The organism is Grimontia celer (genome assembly GCF_900055185.1).
Taxonomy (GTDB): domain Bacteria; phylum Pseudomonadota; class Gammaproteobacteria; order Enterobacterales; family Vibrionaceae; genus Enterovibrio; species Enterovibrio celer.
Genome location: NZ_FIZX01000001.1, coordinates 2,012,396 through 2,032,929, shown reverse-complemented (window position 1 = coordinate 2,032,929; position 20,534 = coordinate 2,012,396). Strand labels below are relative to the sequence as shown.

General features: G+C 48.4%; 19 protein-coding genes. 11 read left to right on the top strand and 8 right to left on the bottom strand.

The annotated features are described in order from the left end of the window. Positions 1-6 precede the first annotated feature (6 nt). A complete protein-coding gene (gene nagA, locus GCE9029_RS08910) occupies positions 7-1,143 on the bottom strand; it encodes an N-acetylglucosamine-6-phosphate deacetylase (RefSeq protein ID WP_062662749.1) in 1,137 nt (378 codons plus the stop codon). A gap of 15 nt (positions 1,144-1,158) precedes the next feature. Continuing rightward, a complete protein-coding gene (nagB, locus tag GCE9029_RS08905) occupies positions 1,159-1,959 on the bottom strand; it encodes a glucosamine-6-phosphate deaminase (protein ID WP_062662747.1) in 801 nt (266 codons plus the stop codon). Between the two features lie 265 nt (positions 1,960-2,224). On the opposite strand from nagB, the gene nagE reads away from it, so the two are divergent. The 3 genes from nagE to glnS all read left to right on the top strand — a co-directional run bounded on the left by nagE (position 2,225) and on the right by glnS (position 8,360). Beyond that, positions 2,225-3,715 carry an N-acetylglucosamine-specific PTS transporter subunit IIBC gene (gene nagE / locus GCE9029_RS08900; RefSeq protein ID WP_062662745.1) on the top strand — a complete coding sequence of 497 codons (1,491 nt, stop codon included), beginning with the start codon at positions 2,225-2,227 and terminating at the stop codon, positions 3,713-3,715. 95 nt (positions 3,716-3,810) lie between these two features. Next, on the top strand, positions 3,811-6,489 hold the full coding sequence (locus GCE9029_RS08895; RefSeq protein WP_062662743.1) for a beta-N-acetylhexosaminidase: 2,679 nt from the start codon (positions 3,811-3,813) through the stop codon (positions 6,487-6,489). A gap of 203 nt (positions 6,490-6,692) precedes the next feature. Then, positions 6,693-8,360, top strand: coding sequence for a glutamine--tRNA ligase (glnS, locus tag GCE9029_RS08890; RefSeq protein WP_062662741.1), 1,668 nt, complete (start codon positions 6,693-6,695; stop codon positions 8,358-8,360). A gap of 64 nt (positions 8,361-8,424) precedes the next feature. Here glnS and fur read toward each other — a convergent pair whose 3' ends face one another. After that, the gene (gene fur / locus GCE9029_RS08885; RefSeq protein ID WP_062662739.1) at positions 8,425-8,868 is read right to left on the bottom strand and encodes a ferric iron uptake transcriptional regulator; all 444 of its coding nucleotides are present in this window, start codon (positions 8,866-8,868) and stop codon (positions 8,425-8,427) included. Between the two features lie 191 nt (positions 8,869-9,059). On the opposite strand from fur, the gene GCE9029_RS08880 reads away from it, so the two are divergent. After that, positions 9,060-9,539, top strand: a complete 480-nt coding sequence (locus GCE9029_RS08880; protein ID WP_062662737.1) for a DUF4442 domain-containing protein — start codon at positions 9,060-9,062, stop codon at positions 9,537-9,539. A gap of 57 nt (positions 9,540-9,596) precedes the next feature. Here the strand turns inward: GCE9029_RS08880 and fldA are convergent, their stop codons facing one another. The 3 genes from fldA to GCE9029_RS08865 all read right to left on the bottom strand — a co-directional run bounded on the left by fldA (position 9,597) and on the right by GCE9029_RS08865 (position 11,297). Further along, positions 9,597-10,124, bottom strand: coding sequence for a flavodoxin FldA (gene fldA / locus GCE9029_RS08875; protein ID WP_062662735.1), 528 nt, complete (start codon positions 10,122-10,124; stop codon positions 9,597-9,599). Between the two features lie 120 nt (positions 10,125-10,244). Further along, entirely contained in the window at positions 10,245-10,463 is a 219-nt protein-coding gene (locus GCE9029_RS08870; RefSeq protein WP_062662733.1) for a DUF2788 domain-containing protein, read from the bottom strand. A 60-nt stretch (positions 10,464-10,523) separates the two neighbouring features. Then, the gene (locus GCE9029_RS08865; RefSeq protein ID WP_062662731.1) at positions 10,524-11,297 is read right to left on the bottom strand and encodes an alpha/beta fold hydrolase; all 774 of its coding nucleotides are present in this window, start codon (positions 11,295-11,297) and stop codon (positions 10,524-10,526) included. Between the two features lie 182 nt (positions 11,298-11,479). Here GCE9029_RS08865 and seqA point away from each other — a divergent pair, with 182 nt between their 5' ends. Further along, a complete protein-coding gene (seqA, locus tag GCE9029_RS08860; RefSeq protein WP_062662729.1) occupies positions 11,480-12,025 on the top strand; it encodes a replication initiation negative regulator SeqA in 546 nt (181 codons plus the stop codon). Positions 12,026-12,172: 147 nt separating this feature from the next. Then, complete coding sequence (gene pgm / locus GCE9029_RS08855) at positions 12,173-13,819, top strand: phosphoglucomutase (alpha-D-glucose-1,6-bisphosphate-dependent) (RefSeq protein ID WP_062662727.1); 1,647 nt, start codon at positions 12,173-12,175, stop codon at positions 13,817-13,819. A 65-nt stretch (positions 13,820-13,884) separates the two neighbouring features. Here pgm and GCE9029_RS08850 read toward each other — a convergent pair whose 3' ends face one another. Next, complete coding sequence (locus tag GCE9029_RS08850) at positions 13,885-14,649, bottom strand: DUF1853 family protein (protein WP_062662725.1); 765 nt, start codon at positions 14,647-14,649, stop codon at positions 13,885-13,887. Positions 14,650-14,757: 108 nt separating this feature from the next. Here GCE9029_RS08850 and GCE9029_RS08845 point away from each other — a divergent pair, with 108 nt between their 5' ends. Continuing rightward, entirely contained in the window at positions 14,758-15,516 is a 759-nt protein-coding gene (locus GCE9029_RS08845; RefSeq protein WP_062662723.1) for a Nif3-like dinuclear metal center hexameric protein, read from the top strand. 61 nt (positions 15,517-15,577) lie between these two features. On the opposite strand, the gene GCE9029_RS08840 is transcribed toward GCE9029_RS08845, so the two are convergent. Further along, positions 15,578-16,867, bottom strand: a complete 1,290-nt coding sequence (locus tag GCE9029_RS08840) for a citrate synthase (RefSeq protein WP_062662721.1) — start codon at positions 16,865-16,867, stop codon at positions 15,578-15,580. 405 nt (positions 16,868-17,272) lie between these two features. Between GCE9029_RS08840 and sdhC the strand changes: the two genes are divergently transcribed. The 4 genes from sdhC to GCE9029_RS08820 are packed head-to-tail and all read left to right on the top strand — an operon-like array spanning position 17,273 to position 20,499. Continuing rightward, positions 17,273-17,665, top strand: coding sequence for a succinate dehydrogenase cytochrome b556 subunit (gene sdhC / locus GCE9029_RS08835; RefSeq protein WP_046305722.1), 393 nt, complete (start codon positions 17,273-17,275; stop codon positions 17,663-17,665). Beyond that, a complete protein-coding gene (sdhD, locus tag GCE9029_RS08830; RefSeq protein WP_002539568.1) occupies positions 17,659-18,006 on the top strand; it encodes a succinate dehydrogenase, hydrophobic membrane anchor protein in 348 nt (115 codons plus the stop codon). Before sdhC ends, sdhD begins: the two co-directional genes overlap by 7 nt. Beyond that, on the top strand, positions 18,007-19,773 hold the full coding sequence (sdhA, locus tag GCE9029_RS08825) for a succinate dehydrogenase flavoprotein subunit (RefSeq protein WP_062662719.1): 1,767 nt from the start codon (positions 18,007-18,009) through the stop codon (positions 19,771-19,773). A gap of 15 nt (positions 19,774-19,788) precedes the next feature. Then, positions 19,789-20,499, top strand: coding sequence for a succinate dehydrogenase iron-sulfur subunit (locus GCE9029_RS08820; RefSeq protein WP_062662716.1), 711 nt, complete (start codon positions 19,789-19,791; stop codon positions 20,497-20,499). Positions 20,500-20,534: the final 35 nt, after the last annotated feature.

The following is a 20,534-nucleotide window of genomic DNA, read 5'->3' as shown; positions in this document are numbered from 1 at the left end:
AGTTTCCTAATTCAATGTGTATTCGCCGTTAACCACAGTCGCTTTGACATTGAATTCACGGTCGAACACGGTCAGGTTGGCCACATATCCTTGTTTGATAGCGCCAAGCTTGTCATCCATACCGATTGCACGTGCAGGATACAAGGTTGCCATGCGTACCGCTTCATCCAAAGCGATGCCTACATGTTCGACAGAGTTTTGTACTGCTTCAATCATGGTCAATGCCGAACCGCCAAGTGTGCCATTTTCATCTACACACTTACCATCTCGGTAATATACTTTCTTGCCAACAAAAATAAAGTGATCCATGTCCGCTCCTGCAGGCGCTGCTGCATCGGTAACGAGAACAAGCTTTTCACCCTTGAGTTTGTGTGCAATGCGGATGTTTGCATAGTCGACGTGGAAACCATCAGCGATAACACCCGTGTAAACCTCAGGTGTATCGTAGATTGCACCAACCATTCCCGGCTCACGACCAGCAATTGGGGTCATTGCGTTGAACAGGTGAGTCGCGAAAGTAATACCTGCTTTGAAACCTGTGCGTGCTTCAACATAACTTGCGTTGGTGTGACCAGCTGACACAACGATTCCCGCTTTTGCCAACTTCTCAATGTGTTCAGAAGGAGTCAGCTCAGGTGCCAAAGTAACCTTTGTCACCACATCTGCGTTAGCAGCGATGAAATCGATCATTGCATCATCAGAGCGACGGATGTAATCGACACTGTGAATGCCTTTTTTGGCCACGTTAAGGTAAGGACCTTCAAGATGCAGGCCAAGTGCTTGGTTGGCGTATTGCTCTTGGTAGTCACGGATCGCACTGACAGATGCCTTCATATCTTCGTCTGAAGATGTAATCAGAGTTGGCAGGAAGCTGGTACAGCCAGACTTGAGGTTTGCCAAATGCATCGTGTGGATAGTGTCCGCCGTCACTTCGTCGTTGAACATTACACCGCCACAACCGTTCAGTTGTAGGTCGATGAAGCCAGGAGTCAGGAATGCGCCGTCCAAAGAACGGGTTTCAATGCCCTCTGGCAATTCGTTTTCTGGGCAGATGTTCTGGATCAGGCCGCCATCAACGACAACGGCATGATTATCCAGCACTTCGCTACCGGTGAAAATTCGGCAGTTTGTCAGTGCGTACATGAATACTTCCTTCCCTTACAGGTTCTTGATGTTTTCTGCTTCCAGCTCTTGGAAGTACTTAACCGTCTTCACTTTTAGCTCAGCAGTTGATGGATCATCACACACCATCAGAGCTTTAGGGTGCAGTTGCAGTGCAGACACAGTCCATAGGTGGTTAACTGAACCTTCAACAGCTGCTTGCAGCGCCAGTGCCTTATTGTGACCGGTGATCAGGATCATTACTTCTTCAGCGTCCAGCAGAGTACCAACACCGATAGTCAACGCGTGCTTAGGCACCTGGTTGATATCGTTATCGAAGAAGCGTGAGTTTGCAATGCGCGTGTCTTCAGTCAGCGTCTTGATACGAGTACGTGAAGACAAAGAAGACGCTGGTTCATTAAATGCGATATGACCGTCGTTACCTACGCCACCCATGAACAGGTTAATTTTGCCGTAAGATTTGATCTTGTCTTCGTAACGCTGACATTCAGCGAAATGATCTTCGGCGTTACCGTTCAGAAGATTGATGTTTTCTTCTTGAATATCAATATGATTAAAGAAGTTGTTGTACATGAACGAACGGTATGACTCTGGGTGGTCAGCTGGGATGCCACAGTACTCGTCCATGTTGAAAGTCACAACGTGTTTGAAGCTTACTTCGCCCTGCTTATGAAGATTAATCAGTTGCTTGTAAGTGTTCAGAGGGGTGCCACCAGTTGGCAGACCAAGAACAAACGGACGATCTTCGGTTGGGGCAAATTTGTTAATCGTATCAACGATATGACGTGCTGACCAAAGGCCTACTTCATGTGCTGTTTGTAGCGGGATAAGTCTCACGGGACACCTCTCAGTTAATTCAAATTCTGACTATACATGATAGTGGATTTGTATCTTAGTTTTCATCATAAAATAAGTTTTATGAGCGTGCTAGCAAAAAACCCGATCTCGTAGTGTTTTGAGTGACCATAATCACAATTGCATCCGTTTTAATTTGCGGGGCGAAATTAATGGAATAAACTCCTCCTGACTCACATTGGATAGTAAAAAAAGTCCCATGTTGTCATTACACATCTGAGAAAGAACCACTATAGGGGGAACAAAGGTGAATATTCTCGGTTATTTCCAAAAAGTAGGTAAAGCGCTGATGGTGCCAGTCGCCACGCTTCCTGCTGCAGCAATTCTGATGGGTGTTGGTTACTGGATTGACCCGAATGGCTGGGGTGCGAACAGCGCACTGGCAGCATTCTTGATCAAAGCTGGTGCCGCAATCATCGATAACATGTCTGTACTGTTCGCGGTTGGTGTTGCGTACGGTATGTCTAAAGATAAAGATGGTGCAGCTGCACTGTCAGGCTTCGTTGGTTTCCTAGTTGTTACCACGCTGCTGTCTCCAGGTGCGGTTGCGCAAATTCAGGGCATCGACCCAAGCGCGGTACCTGCAGCATTCGGTAAGATCAACAACCAGTTCGTAGGTATCTTGGTTGGTATCGTATCTGCTGAACTGTACAACCGTTTCTCACACGTTGAACTGCACAAAGCACTGGCGTTCTTCTCTGGTAAGCGTCTTGTACCTATCCTGACCTCTTTTGCTGGTATCTTCATTGCGTTCATCCTGATGTACGTATGGCCAACCGTGTACGGTGGTCTGGTAAGCTTTGGTGAAGGCATCCAAGGTATGGGCGAGCTGGGTGCGGGTGTATACGCGTTCTTCAACCGTCTTCTGATCCCTGTTGGTCTTCACCACGCTCTGAACTCAGTATTCTGGTTCGACGTTGCGGGCATTAACGACATCCCTAACTTCCTGGGTGGCGCAAAATCTATCGCTGAAGGTACTGGCGTTGTAGGTGTGACTGGTATGTACCAGGCGGGCTTCTTCCCAATCATGATGTTCGGTCTGCCAGGTGCAGCACTGGCTATCTACCACTGTGCTAAGCCAGAAAACAAAGAGAAAGTTGCGTCTATCATGCTGGCTGCTGCTTTCGCATCTTTCTTCACCGGTGTAACTGAGCCTCTGGAATTCTCATTCATGTTCCTGGCACCTGGTCTGTACGTACTGCACGCACTGCTGACTGGTATCTCTGTATACATCGCAGCATCTATGCAGTGGATTGCAGGCTTCGGCTTCTCAGCTGGTCTGGTGGATATGGTTCTGTCTACCCGTAACCCACTGGCGGTTAACTGGTACATGCTGATTGCTCAAGGTCTGGTGTTCTCGGTTATCTACTACACCGTGTTCCGTGCAGCTATCCTGAAGTTCAACCTGGCAACTCCAGGTCGTGAAGAAGATGACGAAGCTTCTTCAGACGTTCAAGGTTCTCAAGAGACCGGTATCCTGGCTCGTCAGTACCTGAAAGCTCTGGGTGGTCACGACAACCTGACTAACATCGATGCATGTATCACTCGTCTGCGCCTGACTGTTAAAGACGGCAGCCAAATCGACGAGAAAACACTGAAAGCACTGGGTGCGATGGGTGTTGTTAAACTGGGCACCAACAACCTTCAGGTTATCCTGGGCCCACTGGCAGAAATCGTAGCTGGCGAAATGAAAAAAGTCGGCACTACTGAAGACCTGTCTGACGTAAAACTGCCTTAATAAAAAATACTGACTAATCAGTCGATATAGCCGGCCTCTAACGGGGTCGGCTTTTTTTGGGCCTTTTTTGAGGCTATTCGTAGGGAAAATGAACAATGAACAAAACATTTAAGATGGGTTTTTTGTCTGTTGCGATTGCTACAGGTCTGGCTGGTTGCAGTTCTCTGCAGTCAGACGCAGCGCAACAAGGAAAGGTTGATGCACTGGCTTCTCAGCTGAACATCAGTTACGACGTGGAGACAAACCACGGTGCACAGGAAGGCATGACGTGTCAGGATATGGGCGCTGAGTGGGCGTCTTGTAACAAGATCCTGATGACTGTAGTTAATGACGGTGAAGCGGTTTCCGGTAACGACTGGAAAATTTATCTGCACAGCATTCGTGTCATTCTGGATGTTGAAAACAAAGACTTCGCGATTGAACACATCACCGGTGACCTTTATGTGATGACTCCAACAGCGTCTTTCGATGGTTTTGCTGCTGGCGAAACGATTGAGATCCCACTTATTCAGGAATACTGGACGCTGTTTGAAACTGATTTTATGCCTCGTGCATATGTGACAGCAGGTAATGCTATTCCTAAAGCGATTGCTTCGCTGAATACAGAAAACGTAGACGCTTACGTGACAGAGATCGAAGGTAAGAACTGGAAGCGCACGCCGGAAGATAACAACATTCTAGCGACTGCTGCTTCCCGTTATGCGAAAAACAGCGATGTCGCCGCACTGGCAAAAGGTGCAATTGAAGCCTCTATTATTCCAACTCCGCTGAAGACAAAGCAAATGCGTGGCGCGCTGCACATTGCTTCAGGTTTCGAAGTCACCAACAACGCTTTGGACGCTGACCAACTGGCAGCATTCGAAAAACGCGCTGAGCTTCTGGGTGTGAATGTTGAGGGCGACATCGCGCTGAATATCAATGTTGATGCGAAAGCGTTCGAAGGCAAAGAGGCGGTATCAGGCGCTTACAAACTGGCAGTGAATGCTGGTGGCGTTGAAGTAATAGGCTTCGACAGTGTGGGTGCATTCTACGGTCTGCAATCTATGTTGGCACTGATGGACAACGGTGACGACGAGATGCTGCCTTGGGTAGCGATTGAAGACGCCCCTCGCTTTGAATACCGCGGTGTGATGGTAGATGTTGCTCGTAACTTCCACTCGAAGGAAGCGATGCTGCGTACCATCGAGCAAATGGCCGCTTACAAGCTCAACAAGCTTCACCTTCACCTGACCGATGATGAAGGCTGGCGTTTGGAAATTCCTGGCCTGCCTGAGTTGACTGATGTGGGTTCAAACCGCTGTCATGACTTGAGTGAAACCTCATGTCTTCTGCCTCAGCTGGGCTCAGGCCCAAGCACTGATAACTTCGGTTCTGGCTACTTCTCGAAAGCGGATTACATGGAAATCCTGCGTCATGCGAAAGCACGCGGTATTGAAGTGATCCCAGAAATCGACATGCCTGCGCACTCTCGTGCAGCGGTAGTTTCTATGGAAGCGCGCTATAAGAAATATGCAGAGCAGGGCGATCTGGCGAAAGCAGAAGAATTCCGCCTGATGGATCCGCAAGATACGTCTAACGTAACCACGGTTCAGTTCTACGATAAGCGCAGCTTCATCAACCCTTGTATGGACTCATCCATGAACTTCGTGAACAAAGTGATCACTGAAGTAAAAGCGATGCACGACGCTGCTGGTATGCCGCTTAACACCTGGCATTTCGGTGGTGATGAAGCGAAGAACATCAAACTGAATGCAGGCTTCCAAGATACCAACGCAACTGACCAGGTGGCTTGGAAAGGCAATATTGATCTGAGCCAGCAAGACAAGCCATTCGCTAAGTCTCCAATGTGTCAGAAGCTGATCGAAGAAGGTGTGGTATCTGATTTTGGTCACCTACCAAGCTTCTTTGCGGAGAAAGTAAGTGGTGCAGTTGCTGAGCAAGGCATTGAGAACTTCCAGGCATGGCAAGACGGCCTGAAGTATTCAAAAGATGCTTCAGCGTTCAAAACCGAAAACACCCGCGTGAACTTCTGGGATGTGCTGTACTGGGGCGGTGATGCATCTGCATACGACTGGGCTGCGAAAGGTTACGACCTGATCGTCTCTAACCCGGACTACGTGTACATGGATATGCCATACGAAGTAGACCCGAAAGAGCGTGGCTATTACTGGGCAACCCGTGCAACTGACACTCGCAAGATGTTTGGGTTCGCGCCAGAGAACCTGCCTCAGAACGCAGAAACGTCAGTGGACCGCGATGGTAACGGATTCAATGGTAAAGGTACCGTTGAACACAACGAAGGCTTCCACGGTCTGTCAGCACAACTTTGGAGTGAAACCGTTCGTACTGATGAGCAATACGAATACATGGTATTCCCTCGTGTGATTGCCGCCGCGGAGCGTGCATGGCACAAAGCAGACTGGGAATTGGATTACCAAGTAGGTAAGCAATTCAACCAAGAGACTTCTCACGTTAATAAAGATGCGCAACTGCAAGACTGGACGCGCTTTGCCAATGTGATGGGTCAGCGCGAAATGGCGAAACTGGATGCATCAGGTATCAACTACCGCATTCCTGTTCCAGGCGCCATCATGCAAGACGGCAAACTGCACATGAACATCAGCATGCCGGGTCTGCCAATGCAATACTCTGTAGATGGTGGTCAATCTTGGATGGACTACGTCGCTCCGGTAGCTCTTGACAACAATGCTAACGTAGAAGTGCGTGCATTGAGTGCAGATAAACAACGCGAAGGTCGTGCGGTTTCTCTGTAATTTCCCCCTTGAAGCATCAAAGCCCGCAAATCGCGGGCTTTTTTTTGTTCAAATGGCTTGAGAGCGTTCAGTAGTGGTTGAGTAAATAGCCACGATCGGGGATTATTGGGCGTTATTTAAAATCTATCCAACCAAGGCGCTGAACGACAGCATCTCAAGTTCGCCTGGGTATAAGATCTGGATCTTCCAACGAGGTATTTTTGATGAGTGAGTCTGAGGCTCGTCCAACTAACTTTATCCGTCAAATCATCGATAAAGATTTGGCAGGTGGTGTACACAACACCGTTCACACGCGTTTCCCGCCAGAGCCGAATGGCTATCTGCATATCGGTCACGCGAAGTCGATCTGTCTGAACTTTGGTATCGCACAAGATTACCAGGGGCAGTGCAACCTGCGTTTTGACGACACCAACCCAGTGAAAGAAGACATCGAATTTGTTGAATCTATCAAAAACGATGTGAACTGGCTGGGCTTCCAATGGGACGGTGAAGTTTGTTATTCGTCTGACTACTTCGATCGTCTTCACGGATATGCGGTAGAGCTGATCGAAAAAGGTTTGGCTTATGTTGAAGAACTGAGCCCTGATGAGATCCGTGAATATCGCGGCACGCTGAAGGAAGCGGGTAAACACAGCCCATACCGCGATCGCACTGTAGAAGAAAACTTGGCGTTGTTCGACAAAATGAAAAACGGCGAGTTTGCTGAAGGTAAAGCGTGTCTGCGTGCGAAAATTGACATGGCTTCGCCGTTTATGGTGATGCGTGATCCTGTTCTGTACCGCGTGCGTTTTGCTCATCATCACCAAACTGGTGATAAGTGGTGCATTTACCCAATGTACGATTTTACACACTGTATTTCGGACGCGATTGAAGGTATTACACACTCACTGTGTACGCTGGAATTTCAGGACAACCGCCGTTTGTATGACTGGGTTCTGGAAAACATCACCATTGAATGTCAGCCACGCCAGTATGAGTTCAGCCGTCTGAACCTGGAATACACCGTGATGTCGAAGCGTAAGCTAAGCCAACTGGTGAGCGAAAACCTGGTAAACGGTTGGGATGATCCGCGTATGCCGACCATTTCTGGTCTGCGTCGTCGTGGTTATACGCCAGCATCAATTCGTGAGTTCTGTAAGCGCATAGGTGTAACCAAGCAAGACAACACCATCGAAATGGGCTCGTTGGAATCTTGTGTGCGCGATGATCTTAACGAAAACGCGCCGCGTGCAATGGCGGTTCTCGACCCAATCAAACTGGTTATCGAAAACTATGCGGAAGGCGACATCGAAACGCTGAAGGCACCTAACCATCCGAACAAGCCAGAAATGGGCGAACGTGAAATTGCGTTTAGCCGAGAAATCTGGATTGAGGCTGAAGACTTCCGCGAAGAAGCGAACAAGAAGTACAAGCGTCTAGTTTTGGGTAAGGAAGTGCGTCTGCGTAACGCCTACGTGGTGAAGGCTGAGCGTTGTGACAAAGATGCGGATGGCAACATCACGACGGTTTACTGTTCTTATGACCCAGAAACTTTGGGTAAAGACCCAGCAGATGGCCGCAAAGTGAAGGGTGTTATTCACTGGGTATCTGCGGATGCTGGTGTTGAGGCAGAGTTCCGTTTGTATGATCGTCTGTTCACGTTACCAAACCCAGGTGCGGCTGATGACTTTGCATCAACCATTAACCCAGAATCCCTGAAAGTAGTTCGTGGTTACGTTGAGCCAAGCCTGAAAGCAGCAGAAGCAGAGCAGGGCTATCAGTTTGAGCGTATGGGTTACTTCTGTGCTGATCGCAAGGACAGTAAAGAAGGTGCATTGGTGTTTAACCGTACGGTTGGCCTGCGTGATACCTGGGCGAAAATTGGCGATTAGATTGCCGTGAATACAAAAAACCGGAGCTTAGCTCCGGTTTTTTTGTGCCCTTTGAACGACGGGGTTAAGCGTCGTGAATACTTGGGTCGTCTTTGCAGCCACTTTTAGTGCAGTGGCCGTAGAGATACAGACTATGGTTCGTTAGTCTGATATTGAATTGGTTTGCGATATCTTTCTGGCGTTGTTCGATCACATCGTCAGTGAACTCGATAACACGGCCACAATCCAGACAAACCAAATGGTCATGATGGTGTTGTGTCGCCAATTCGAAAACAGACTTACCGCCTTCAAAGTGGTGACGGGTAACAATACCGGCATCGTCAAACTGGTTAAGTACACGATATACAGTCGCCAGTCCGATTTCTTCGCCAATATCGATAAGCTTTTTGTAGAGATCTTCAGCGCTGATGTGCTGACAGTCCGGCTCTTGCAGAACTTCTAAGATCTTTAAGCGAGGCAGCGTTACTTTCAGTCCTGCGTCTTTTAGTGCCTTGTTATTATCTGACATCCGGTTCTTTCCTACGTAATTGCTTTTTCCCTGTGTGAGAGAACGGGAAAATTGATAGTTAGCGTAACAAATGTGATAAGACGCCGCCAGTATAAAGGGGCAAATATCTGACCTAATTGGTTGGTTTTGCGGCTTGTTGTCGCATTGTAAAACTGGCAGTATTTACTGGTATGACCAGAAAAGGAATTCCTGTGTACAAATACTACAAACCCGGCATTGTGAAATTTGCCTTGAACTGTTGGCCCCCGTTCTGGGGGGCGGGTATTAAGATCTTGAATATCAGCGAAGATTTCCGTCAGGTAAAGATTCGTTTAAAGCTCCGCTGGTGGAACAAAAACGCCAACAGAACCCAGTTTGGTGGCAGTATTTTTTCCATGACAGATCCCACTTATGCCCTGATGTTGATGGGCATTCTCGGTGAAAAATATTTCGTATGGGACAAAGAAGCGGATATTAACTTCATCAAACCGGGCACGACCGACCTGTTCGCTGAGTTTGTTATTTCCGAGGAAACCATTGCGTCTATTCAGCAAGCGACGGCGAACGGAGATAAAGTGTTTCCGGAATTCATCGTGAATGTGCAGGATGCCAATGGGGAGGTTGTCAGTCGGGTTAGACGTGTACTATACGTGCGCAAAAAGCCGAAGTATCGCAAGGAAAATCCAGCATAAACGGTTTCAACAGACACAAAAAAACGCGCTCATGGCGCGTTTTTTTATGGTGCTTGATTAGCCTTCCAGCTCAGCCAGGCACATTTCCTCGTAGACTTGGTTAACCCATTTTTCTACGCGGGCAGAAGTCAGTTCCGGCTGTCGATCTTCATCAACACACAGGCCGACAAAGTTGTTGTCATCAACGAGCGCTTTTGACGCTTCGAACTCATAACCTTCCGTCGGCCAGTGACCGATAATGGTGCCACCTTTGGTTTCTACGATGTCACGGATAGTACCCATCGCGTCACAGAAGTATTCAGCGTAGTCTTCCTGATCGCCGCAGCCGAAGATAGCAACCAACTTGGTTGAGAAGTCTACTTGCTCAAGCTCCGGGAAAAAGTCATCCCAGTCGCATTGTGCTTCGCCGTAGTACCAGGTTGGAATGCCAAGAAGAAGCAAATCGAAGTTATTGATATCTTCTTTGCTGCTCTTTGCAATGTCCTGAACGTGGACCATGTGCTTGCCCAGTTGTTTTTGAATCATCTTGGCGATAGCTTCAGTGTTACCTGTATCGCTACCAAAGAAGAGACCTACGCTCGCCATAATAGAGAATACCTATTTATTGTTAATCGAGCCGTAATATACACAGCCCAGAATCTAAAGTGTAGAAGAAGGCTAAACCTTCTTACCGTTGGAATCTTTTAAGGTGCCGTGGCCTTTGGCTTAAATGCCTACGCCTTCCCAGAAAAGCTGGATCACGCCCTTGGTAATAAAACCTGCGCACCCAAGGAAAAGCACCAGCCACACAATTTTTCGGCCAAATGGTGGGACTTTTCCCTCTTTGAGCACATCCTTGATCGCCATACCAATAAAAAAGAAGATGGCTGCAAATAGCAGATCAAGACCTATCTTCTCGAGCAATTCGAAGTGCTCGTATAGCATTCCTGCCTCCGTTCGGAACCCATTTTCGCCGCGCACTATAGCATAAGTGAGAGCGCTCTGTTAACGCTCTGAGTTTGTTAAAAAGCGAGTGATCACACGTGCCACGGTATCCGGTTTTTCCGCGTGTAACCAATGGCCCGTGTTCGCAATCACATGTGCTTTTGCGTGTGGGAACTGACGCTCAATATCGGCACGGTGTTCACCAGAAATGTAATCTGAGTTAGCACCTTTTAGAAACAGCGTTTCTCCTTCGAATATTCCTTGTTCAGGCCAGCCGGTAATGTCTTCATAGTGCATTTCAAGTGTTGGTACATTGAAACGCCAGTCAAAGGTGCCATCTTCTTGTTTGGCTAAAGATTTCAAAAGAAACTGGCGTACGCCCGGTTCTACAATGTGTTCTGCAAGTTTTGCTTCTGCATCTTTTCTACTCAAGATGGGCTGCGCCATTGAAGCATTCAAACCTGCCAATACCGCATCATGTCGGCGTACTTGGTAGTTAACAGGGGCAATGTCCATAACCACCAGATCTTCGAGGTAAGCAGGGTGGAGCTGCGCCAGCATCATGGCGACTTTCCCACCCATAGAGTGACCGACAACAGTGACTTGCTTCAGATTCTGCTGATCAAGAAATTCCTTCACCGCGGTGGCTTGGGATACATAGTCAACGCTTTCAGCGCGCGGAGACTGGCCATGATTTGGTAAATCAATTTGATAGACCTGATAATGTTCAGCCAATACTTTTGCTAATCCGCCTAGGTTGTCCAGACTGCCAAATAAGCCGTGGATCAACAGGAGTGGCTTTCCTTCACCTTGGATCTTGAAGTTCAATTGCACTGCGTGTTTCCCGATAAATTGTTTTATGGACGTAGTATAACGATCCTGTGGATGACTCAAAACCTTACCTCGATCACGAAGAGCGTTATTCTCACTGAAACCAGCATCTTGATGTGGCTCGGGTACCCCTAACTCTGTATAATCACAACGTTGAATTGTAAACAGGACACGATGATCAAACGATGAAGACAATTGAGGTTGATGAAGAGCTATACCGATACATTGCCAGCCAGACCCAGCACATTGGTGAAAGTGCATCGGACATTCTGCGAAGACTGCTGATGGCGCCACAGGTAGAGCAGCAACCCGTTGCGACGTTGACGCCGAGCCCAGAGAAAAAGGGCATAGTAGTCAGTAAAGACGCGGGCAAAAGCGATACCGTTGATCGTGTAAAAGAAATGCGCTCCCTGTTGATCTCAGATGAATTCGCGGCGCAAGAGAAAGCAATTGGCCGCTTCATGCTGGTGCTTTCGACGCTTTACCGCATTGATAATCAAGCGTTTTCAGAAGCAACGGCATTGAAAGGCCGCACACGCGTTTACTTTGCTGATAATGAGCAGACGCTGCTGGAAAGTGGTAAAACGACCAAACCGAAACACATTCCAGATACGCCGTTTTGGGTGATCACTAATACTAACACTGGCCGCAAGCGCCAGATGGTAGAGCAGCTGATGACCAAAATGAGCTTTACCAATGACATCACTGAGAAAGTGGTCGGCGAGATCTAATTCCGCTGAATTTGGTTAAACAAACGAATGAAGAGGCCTTGTCATTGACGGGCCTCTCACTATATCTAGACCTGTTGAGCGTTTAATGCAGAGGTTCTACTGCCTCTCAACAGGGTAACGTCAGAATAATTGTAAGGATGCGAGTGAATGGCTAGCCATGAGCGCGCTGGGCAACGCGCCCAGCAACAAGATCTTCATAATATCCCTCTGTTGGTGTCGAACTACTTCCAATTGACACCAGACCCAGCTAATCCGGCACATAAGGTAGAGTTCGGTACTTCCGGTCACCGCGGTTGTGCGGACAAAGTGACTTTTAACCAACACCATATTCTGGCTATTGCTCAAGCAGTGGCTGAGGTGCGTGCTGAGAAAGGTGTGACTGGTCCTTTATTTGTGGGTAAAGACACACACGCACTTTCTGAGCCAGCGTTTTGTTCAGTGGTCGAAGTGCTTGTAGCGAACGGCGTGTCCGTGATTGTTCAGAAAGACGGTGGTTATACCCCAACGCCTGGCATCTCCCATGCGATCCTGAATCACAATAAGCAAAATGCCGATAAAGCGGACGGTATTGTGATCACTCCTTCGCACAATCCACCTCAAGATGGCGGTATCAAATACAACCCAACACACGGCGGTCCTGCTGAAGGTGATCTTACTAAAGCCATTGAGCAGCGCGCCAATGCGCTGATTGCGGAAGGTTTGATAGGCGTTCGTCGCGTGACTTTCGCAGAAGCAGTTGCCAGCGATTTGTTTGTTGAAGCAGACTTGGTCATGCCTTATGTGCAGGACTTGGCTTCTGTCGTCGATATGGAAGCCATCAAAAAAGCAGGTCTTCATATCGGTGTTGATCCCCTGGGTGGCTCAGGTATTGACTATTGGAAAGCGATTGCCACGTATTTCGACTTGGACATCACGCTTGTCAATGATGATGTGGATCCTTCGTTCCGTTTCATGTCACTTGACAAAGATGGTGTGATTCGTATGGACTGTTCATCACCGTCAGCAATGGCGGGTCTTCTGGCATACAAAGACCAATATGATCTGGCGTTTGGTAACGACCCAGACTTTGATCGTCATGGGATTGTCACACCAGCAGGTCTGATGAATCCGAACCACTACCTTGCAGTGTGTATCGATTACCTTTACCAACATCGCCCTCAGTGGGGGTCGGATGTGGGTGTTGGCAAGACACTGGTTTCAAGCGCAATTATCGACAAAGTGGTCGCTAATCTCGGCCGCACACTGTGCGAAGTACCTGTAGGCTTCAAATGGTTTGTTGATGGCCTTTACACGGGCGAAATTGGCTTTGGGGGCGAAGAAAGTGCAGGGGCGTCTTTCCTTCGCATGGACGGTACAGCCTGGGCAACAGATAAAGACGGTATTCTGCTTTGTCTTCTGGCAGCGGAGATCACCGCTGTTACAGGTAAAAACCCTCAGCAGTACTACAATGAGCTTGCTGCGAAGTTTGGTGCCTCTAGCTATGCTCGCCTGCAAGCACCGGCAAATGGCGAGCAGAAAGCGGTGTTGAGTAAACTTTCTGCGGAAATGGTCACCGCTGAAACCATGGCTGGTGATGCCATCACAGCGAAACTGACTCACGCGCCAGGCAATGGTCAGGCAATTGGTGGTCTGAAAGTGACCACCGAGTTTGGTTGGTTTGCTGCGCGCCCATCCGGCACAGAAGATATCTACAAGATTTACTGTGAAAGCTTTAAAGGTGAAGAACACCTGGAGCTCATCCAGAAAGAAGCTCAGAGCATCGTGAGTGATGTGTTCAAAGCTGCAGGGTTGTAACGACCCCTCTTTTAAAAAAACCACCGCATAGCGGTGGTTTTTTATGCCTGAATTAGGGGCGCAACTCAAAGGGAGGGCCAACTCTCTGGAACGACAAACCAACGATTGCGGCTTTCATCAATCAGGTGCACTGCTCGAGTGAGTGGTGTGGGCAAGTGATAGCTTGGCAATTCATCCAAAGGGGGAGCTTCCATCCACTGCGCTCGGGTTAACTCAAAAAACTTCACGTCTTTTGGCAATTGAGAAGGCCAGCACCAAAAACCACTCACACTTTCCATTTGAACGGTTGGCGGAGAAGGAAGCGTTTCTGGTGTTAAAAAAGGGTTGATATAAAGTCGGCCTTGAACCAGTAGCCTGCGTTTCTCGATAGGGTATTGGGAATACTGATTCTGATATTCCTCAGTATCTGACAGCATCAATTGATGGTCAGTCATCTTTTGGTATTTCTTCGCCAGTGTATCTTTCGCATTGGGTCCTCGCCATTCTCCTTCGAAAGCCAGATAAAACTTGATGGCAACTTCCCAGTGTTCCAATTTCCCTTCCGGATTTTCAACGACAAAATCGACGGCACCGAGTGTGCGTTTATCTCGTTCTACCTGAAGCTCTTCCGCTATCAAATGATAAGTTTCACTTTGCTGTAGACATTGATTAATAAGCCATTGGTAGTAAAAACCAATTCGATGACCACCCTCATAGGCAGGGTAGCGCTCGAATGAAAATGAAGTCCAGAATTTAGAGGGAACAATGCTCGAAGAGTGTTGATTGATGATGTCTGATGACTGCTGAATCCAAGCAATATCCCTTTGAACTTGAAGACTGTCTGCGAACATGAATGACCTTCCTTGATAACTGTACCGAGAGCATATAGCAAACGAGGTTCACCTGCATCGTCATGGTGGTTAGAATATGTGTAACAGACACTGAGATTCAGGAAGAACATGAACAATTACCAACTCGAATCGCTCCTCAACGACTTTCTAAAGCCTTTCGCGATCAAAGATTACTGCCCAAATGGTATGCAGGTAGAAGGAAAGGCTGAGGTGAAGAAAATCGTCACCGGCGTCACGGCTTCACAGGCGCTAATAGATGCCGCGATTGAGCAGCGTGCAGACGCGCTGCTGGTTCACCATGGTTACTTTTGGCGCGGCGAGGCCGAGCCACTAAAGGGTATGAAGTTTAAACGCATAAAGGCCCTGATCGAAAACGGTATCAACCTTTATGCTTATCACCTTCCTTTAGATGTTCATCCCGACGTGGGTAACAACGCGCAATTGGCAAAGCTTCTTGGGATCAAGCAGCTCGGTGGTCTTGAAGATGGCAACCCAAACTCAGTGGCCGTTTGGGGTGAACTACCTGTCACGTTGTCAGCAGAAGATTTTAGTGATCTGTTGGCGAGGAAGTTGAATCGCCAGCCACTTCATATTGAAAGTGGCATTGCCAAATCCATCAAGAAAGTAGGTTGGTGTACAGGCGGTGGCCAAGACTTCATCGATCTTGCTGCAAGCAAGGGAATGGATGCGTTTGTTTCCGGCGAAATCTCAGAGCGAACGACGTATTCAGCCAGAGAGTTAGGTGTCCATTACTTCAGTGCGGGACACCATGCGACAGAGCGTTATGGCGTGAAGGCTCTTGGTGAATGGCTGGCGAGTGAGCATGGTTTTAACGTGAGCTTTATCGATATCGACAACCCGGTATAAAGTTGTACACAAAACAAAAAACGCCGCTAGAAGCGGCGTTTTTTTCTTTGGCTTTTGCCTATTACTCGCGGTCTTTCAGAGGTTTGAAATCGCGCTTGTCATAACCAGTGTAAAGCTGACGTGGACGACCGATACGGTTTTGCGGGTCACTGTGCATTTCATTCCAGTGAGCGATCCAGCCGATGGTACGGGACATCGCGAAAATCACGGTGAACATCGACACTGGGATACCGATTGCTTTCAGAATGATGCCTGAGTAGAAGTCTACGTTCGGGTAGAGTTTCTTCTCGATGAAGTAAGGGTCAGAAAGTGCAATTCTTTCCAACTCCATTGCAACATCCAGCAGAGGGTCATTGATTTTCAGCTCATCAAGAACTTCGTGACATGCTTCGTTCATTACCGTAGCACGTGGGTCGTAGTTCTTGTAAACGCGGTGACCGAAGCCCATCAGGCGGAATGGGTCATCTTTGTCCTTAGCACGTTCAATGTACTCTGGAATGTTCTCTACAGAACCAATTTCTTCCAGCATGCGCAGACACGCTTCGTTAGCACCGCCGTGAGCAGGACCCCATAGTGAAGCAATACCCGCTGCAATACATGCAAATGGGTTTGCACCGGAAGAGCCAGCCAGACGAACGGTAGACGTAGAAGCATTTTGCTCGTGGTCTGCGTGAAGGGTAAAGATTTTGTCCATTGCGCGCGCAACAACAGGATTCACTTCATACTCTTCTGCAGGTGTAGCAAACATCATATGCAGGAAGTTTTCAGCGTAATCCAGATCGTTACGTGGATAGATGAACGGTTGTCCGATCGAGTACTTGTAACACATCGCCGCCAACGTAGGCATCTTCGACAGAAGACGGAACGCAGTGATTTCACGGTGCGTGTCATTGTTGATGTCTAAAGAATCGTGGTAGAACGCAGCCAGTGCGCCAACCACACCCACCATAACGGCCATTGGGTGGGCGTCACGACGGAAACCATGGAAGAAACTCGCAATTTGCTCGTGAACCATGGTGTGGCGAGTTACGATACGACGGAACTCTTCGTATTGTTTAGGGCTTGGGGCTTCACCATATAGTAGGATGTAACAAACTTCCAAATAGTCAGCGTTATTGGCTAATTGATCAATTGGGTAGCCACGGTGCAATAAAACGCCTGCTGTGCCATCAATATATGTAATTTGTGACTCACACGACGCTGTTGCAACGAAACCTGGGTCAAACGTAAAAAAGCCGTTCGCACCCAATGCACGTACATCGATCACTTCTGGACCGACTGTGCCCCCTTTGATCGGCAGTTCGATAGGTGCTTTCCCTTCAATTTGTAGGGTAGCTTTCTTATCTGCCATAACATTCTCCTTTGTTTTTTTATAATCCTATCCCGGATACGGACCCCGTTGTTGTACCGATCGTCTCATTGGATGTCAATTTGCAGAAGTGAACTTTGTCGGGTGTGCGCAAGTATCAAAATTCTGTACGCTTTAAGTTAATGCTCTGTTTCGGGATTTCCGTCAATTTTATTGGTTTGTGTTTAAATGTTACGGGGCATATACTCTGCGGCAGGTCTCTGGATATTACATAATGCCGGGGCGTTTCGGGGCTCAAATCGATATTTTCAATGCGGATTTCAGTGCTTGAACTGCAGTTAATAGCAGTGGCACGTGAAAACGTAATAAATGATGTTGTAGGTCTGGCGCTATAGCGAGATGTGATTCCAGAGAGTGTAATAACAATAATTTGCTCAATGGAGCTGAGTGGGCCATATCGTGAAAGTAAGAAAGCCAAGACCGGTAAACCTCGACCTCCAGACCATTCGCTTCCCTATCACAGCGATCGCGTCTATTACGCACCGTGTGTCGGGTGTCATCACCTTTATCTCGGTCGCCATCCTTCTCTGGCTATTAAGCCTCTCCCTATCATCCCCTAGTGGTTTCGAAGCCGCCTCTGACATCGTAAACAGTTTCTTCGCCAAGTTTGTCCTATGGGGCATTCTGACTGCGCTTGCCTATCACATTGTTGGCGGTATCCGTCACTTGTTGATGGACATGGGTCATTTTGAAGAGATGGAAGGTGGTTCGCAGAGCGCGAAAATCGGTTTCATTATCACTGCAGTGCTGTCTGTTTTAGCGGGGATTTTAGTATGGTAGGACACGTATCTTCTTTCGGCAGAAACGGGGTTCATGACTGGATCTTGCTCCGTGCGACTGCCATCATCATGACGCTTTACACCCTATATATGGTGGGTTTCTTTGCGTTTGGTCCCGAATTGACATATCAGAGCTGGATCGAGTTCTGGGGACAAACAAGCAATAAAGTTTTCACCATGTTGGCGCTGGTGTGCGTACTTATCCACGCTTGGATAGGTATGTGGCAGGTTTTGACGGACTACATTAAGCCGACCGTGCTGCGTATGTTTATGCAGTTTGGTGTTGTCGCGCTGCTGTTTGTCTACCTGTTGACTGGCTTTTTTGTATTGTGGGGTGTGTAAGTGAGTATTCCAGTAAGAGAATTCGACGCAATTGTTATCGGTGCGGGTGGCGCAGGCATGCGCGCTGCACTGCAAATTTCTGAGCAGGGCCTTTCTTGTGCGCTGCTGTCTAAAGTTTTCCCGACCCGTTCCCACACCGTTTCTGCTCAGGGCGGTATCACGGTAGCGCTGGGTAATTCCCATGAAGACAATTGGGAATGGCACATGTATGACACGGTCAAAGGTTCCGACTACATCGGTGACCAAGACGCGATTGAGTACATGTGTAAAACTGGCCCTCAATCAATCATCGAACTGGAAAAAATGGGTCTTCCGTTTTCCCGTTTCGATAATGGCCGCATCTATCAGCGTCCATTCGGTGGGCAGTCTAAAGCGTTTGGCGGCGAGCAGGCTGCGCGTACCGCAGCGGCAGCTGACCGTACTGGTCACGCACTGCTTCACACGCTGTACCAACAAAATATCAAGAACAAGACCACGATTTTCTCAGAGTGGTATGCATTAGACCTGGTGAAAAACCAAGACGGTGCGGTTGTTGGTGCGACTGCGATGGATATGGAAACCGGAGAGATCTGCTACTTCAAAGCGAAAGCAACGGTTCTCGCTACTGGCGGTGCAGGTCGTATTTACCAGTCAACGACAAATGCTCACATCAACACCGGTGACGGTGTAGGTATGGCTTTGCGCGCTGGTGTTCCAATGCAAGACATGGAAATGTGGCAGTTCCACCCAACCGGTATTGCTGGTGCAGGTGTACTTGTAACAGAAGGTTGTCGTGGTGAGGGCGGTTACCTGCTCAACAAAGACGGCGAACGCTTCATGGAACGTTATGCTCCAAACGCAAAAGACCTCGCGGGCCGTGACGTCGTCGCACGCTCAATGATGGTAGAGATTCGTGAAGGCCGCGGTTGTGAAGGCCCATGGGGTCCTCACATTAAACTGAAGCTGGATCACTTGGGTAAAGACGTTCTGGAAGCGCGTCTGCCTGGTATTCTCGAGTTGTCTCGTACATTTGCACACGTTGACCCAATTAAAGAGCCAATTCCAGTCATTCCAACCTGTCACTACATGATGGGTGGCGTACCGACACAAGTATCCGGTCAGGCAATCAAGCAAGACGCAAGCGGCAACGATGTTGAAGTTCAAGGTCTGTTTGCTTGTGGTGAGATTGCGAGTGTATCTGTGCACGGTGCAAACCGTCTGGGTGGTAACTCGCTACTTGACCTTGTGGTATTTGGTCGCGCAACGGGTCTGCACTTGGGTGAGACTTTGGCCGCACAAGTGGAAGCACGCGATGCGTCCGAGTCAGACATTGAGGCTTCTCTGGCGCGAGTAAACCGTTGGAACACGACTCAGAAAGGCGAAGACCCAGTTCAAATCCGTAAAGACCTGCAATCGTGCATGCAGAATAACTTCTCGGTATTCCGTGAAGGCGATGCGATGGCGAAAGGTCTGGAAGAACTCAAGGTTATCCGCGAGCGCCTGAAAGAAGCCCGCTTGGATGACACATCCTCAGAGTTCAACACTCAGCGTATCGAATGTCTGGAGTTGGACAACCTGATGGAAACTGCCTTCTCTACAGCGGTTGCTGCGAACTACCGTACAGAGAGCCGTGGCGCACATGCACGCTTTGATTTCCAAGAGCGTGATGATGAAAACTGGCTGTGCCACACCATCTACAACCCGGAAACAGAAGCGATGTCAAAGCGTGATGTGAACATGACGCCAGTACATCGTGAAGCTTTCCCACCGAAAGCGCGTACTTACTAAGGGAGGTAGAAGATTATGAAACTGAATTTTTCTGTATACCGTTACAACCCGGATGTTGATGACGCGCCGCACATGAAAGGGTATACCCTGGAAGTGCCAGACGGTTCTGACATGATGGTTCTGGATGCGCTGATCCTGTTGAAAGAGCAAGATCCAACGCTGGCATTCCGTCGTTCATGCCGCGAAGGTGTGTGTGGTTCTGATGGTATTAACATGAATGGTAAGAACGGTTTGGCATGTATCACACCGCTGTCAGCTTTGACCGACAAATCAAGCATTGTGATTCGTCCACTGCCTGGTCTGCCTGTAGTTCGTGACCTGATTGTCGATATGACTCAGTTCTATCAGAACTATGAACGTGTTAAGCCTTACCTGATTAATGACAGCACACCGCCATCGCGTGAGAACCTTCAATCGCCTGACGACCGTGCTCACCTTGATGGTCTGTATGAGTGCATCATGTGTGCATGTTGTACCACATCGTGCCCATCATTCTGGTGGAACCCGGACAAGTTCGTAGGCCCTGCTGGACTTCTGGCTGCATATCGTTGGCTTATTGACAGCCGCGACACTGCGACAGATGAGCGTTTATCAGATCTGGACGACGCTTTTAGCGTTTTCCGTTGCCATAGCATCATGAACTGTGTAAATGTTTGTCCTAAAGGGCTAAATCCTACGAAAGCAATCGGCCATATTCGCTCAATGCTGCTTAAACGCGCAGTGTAATATCGGCCTCTGTACACCTACATATATCAAGATTT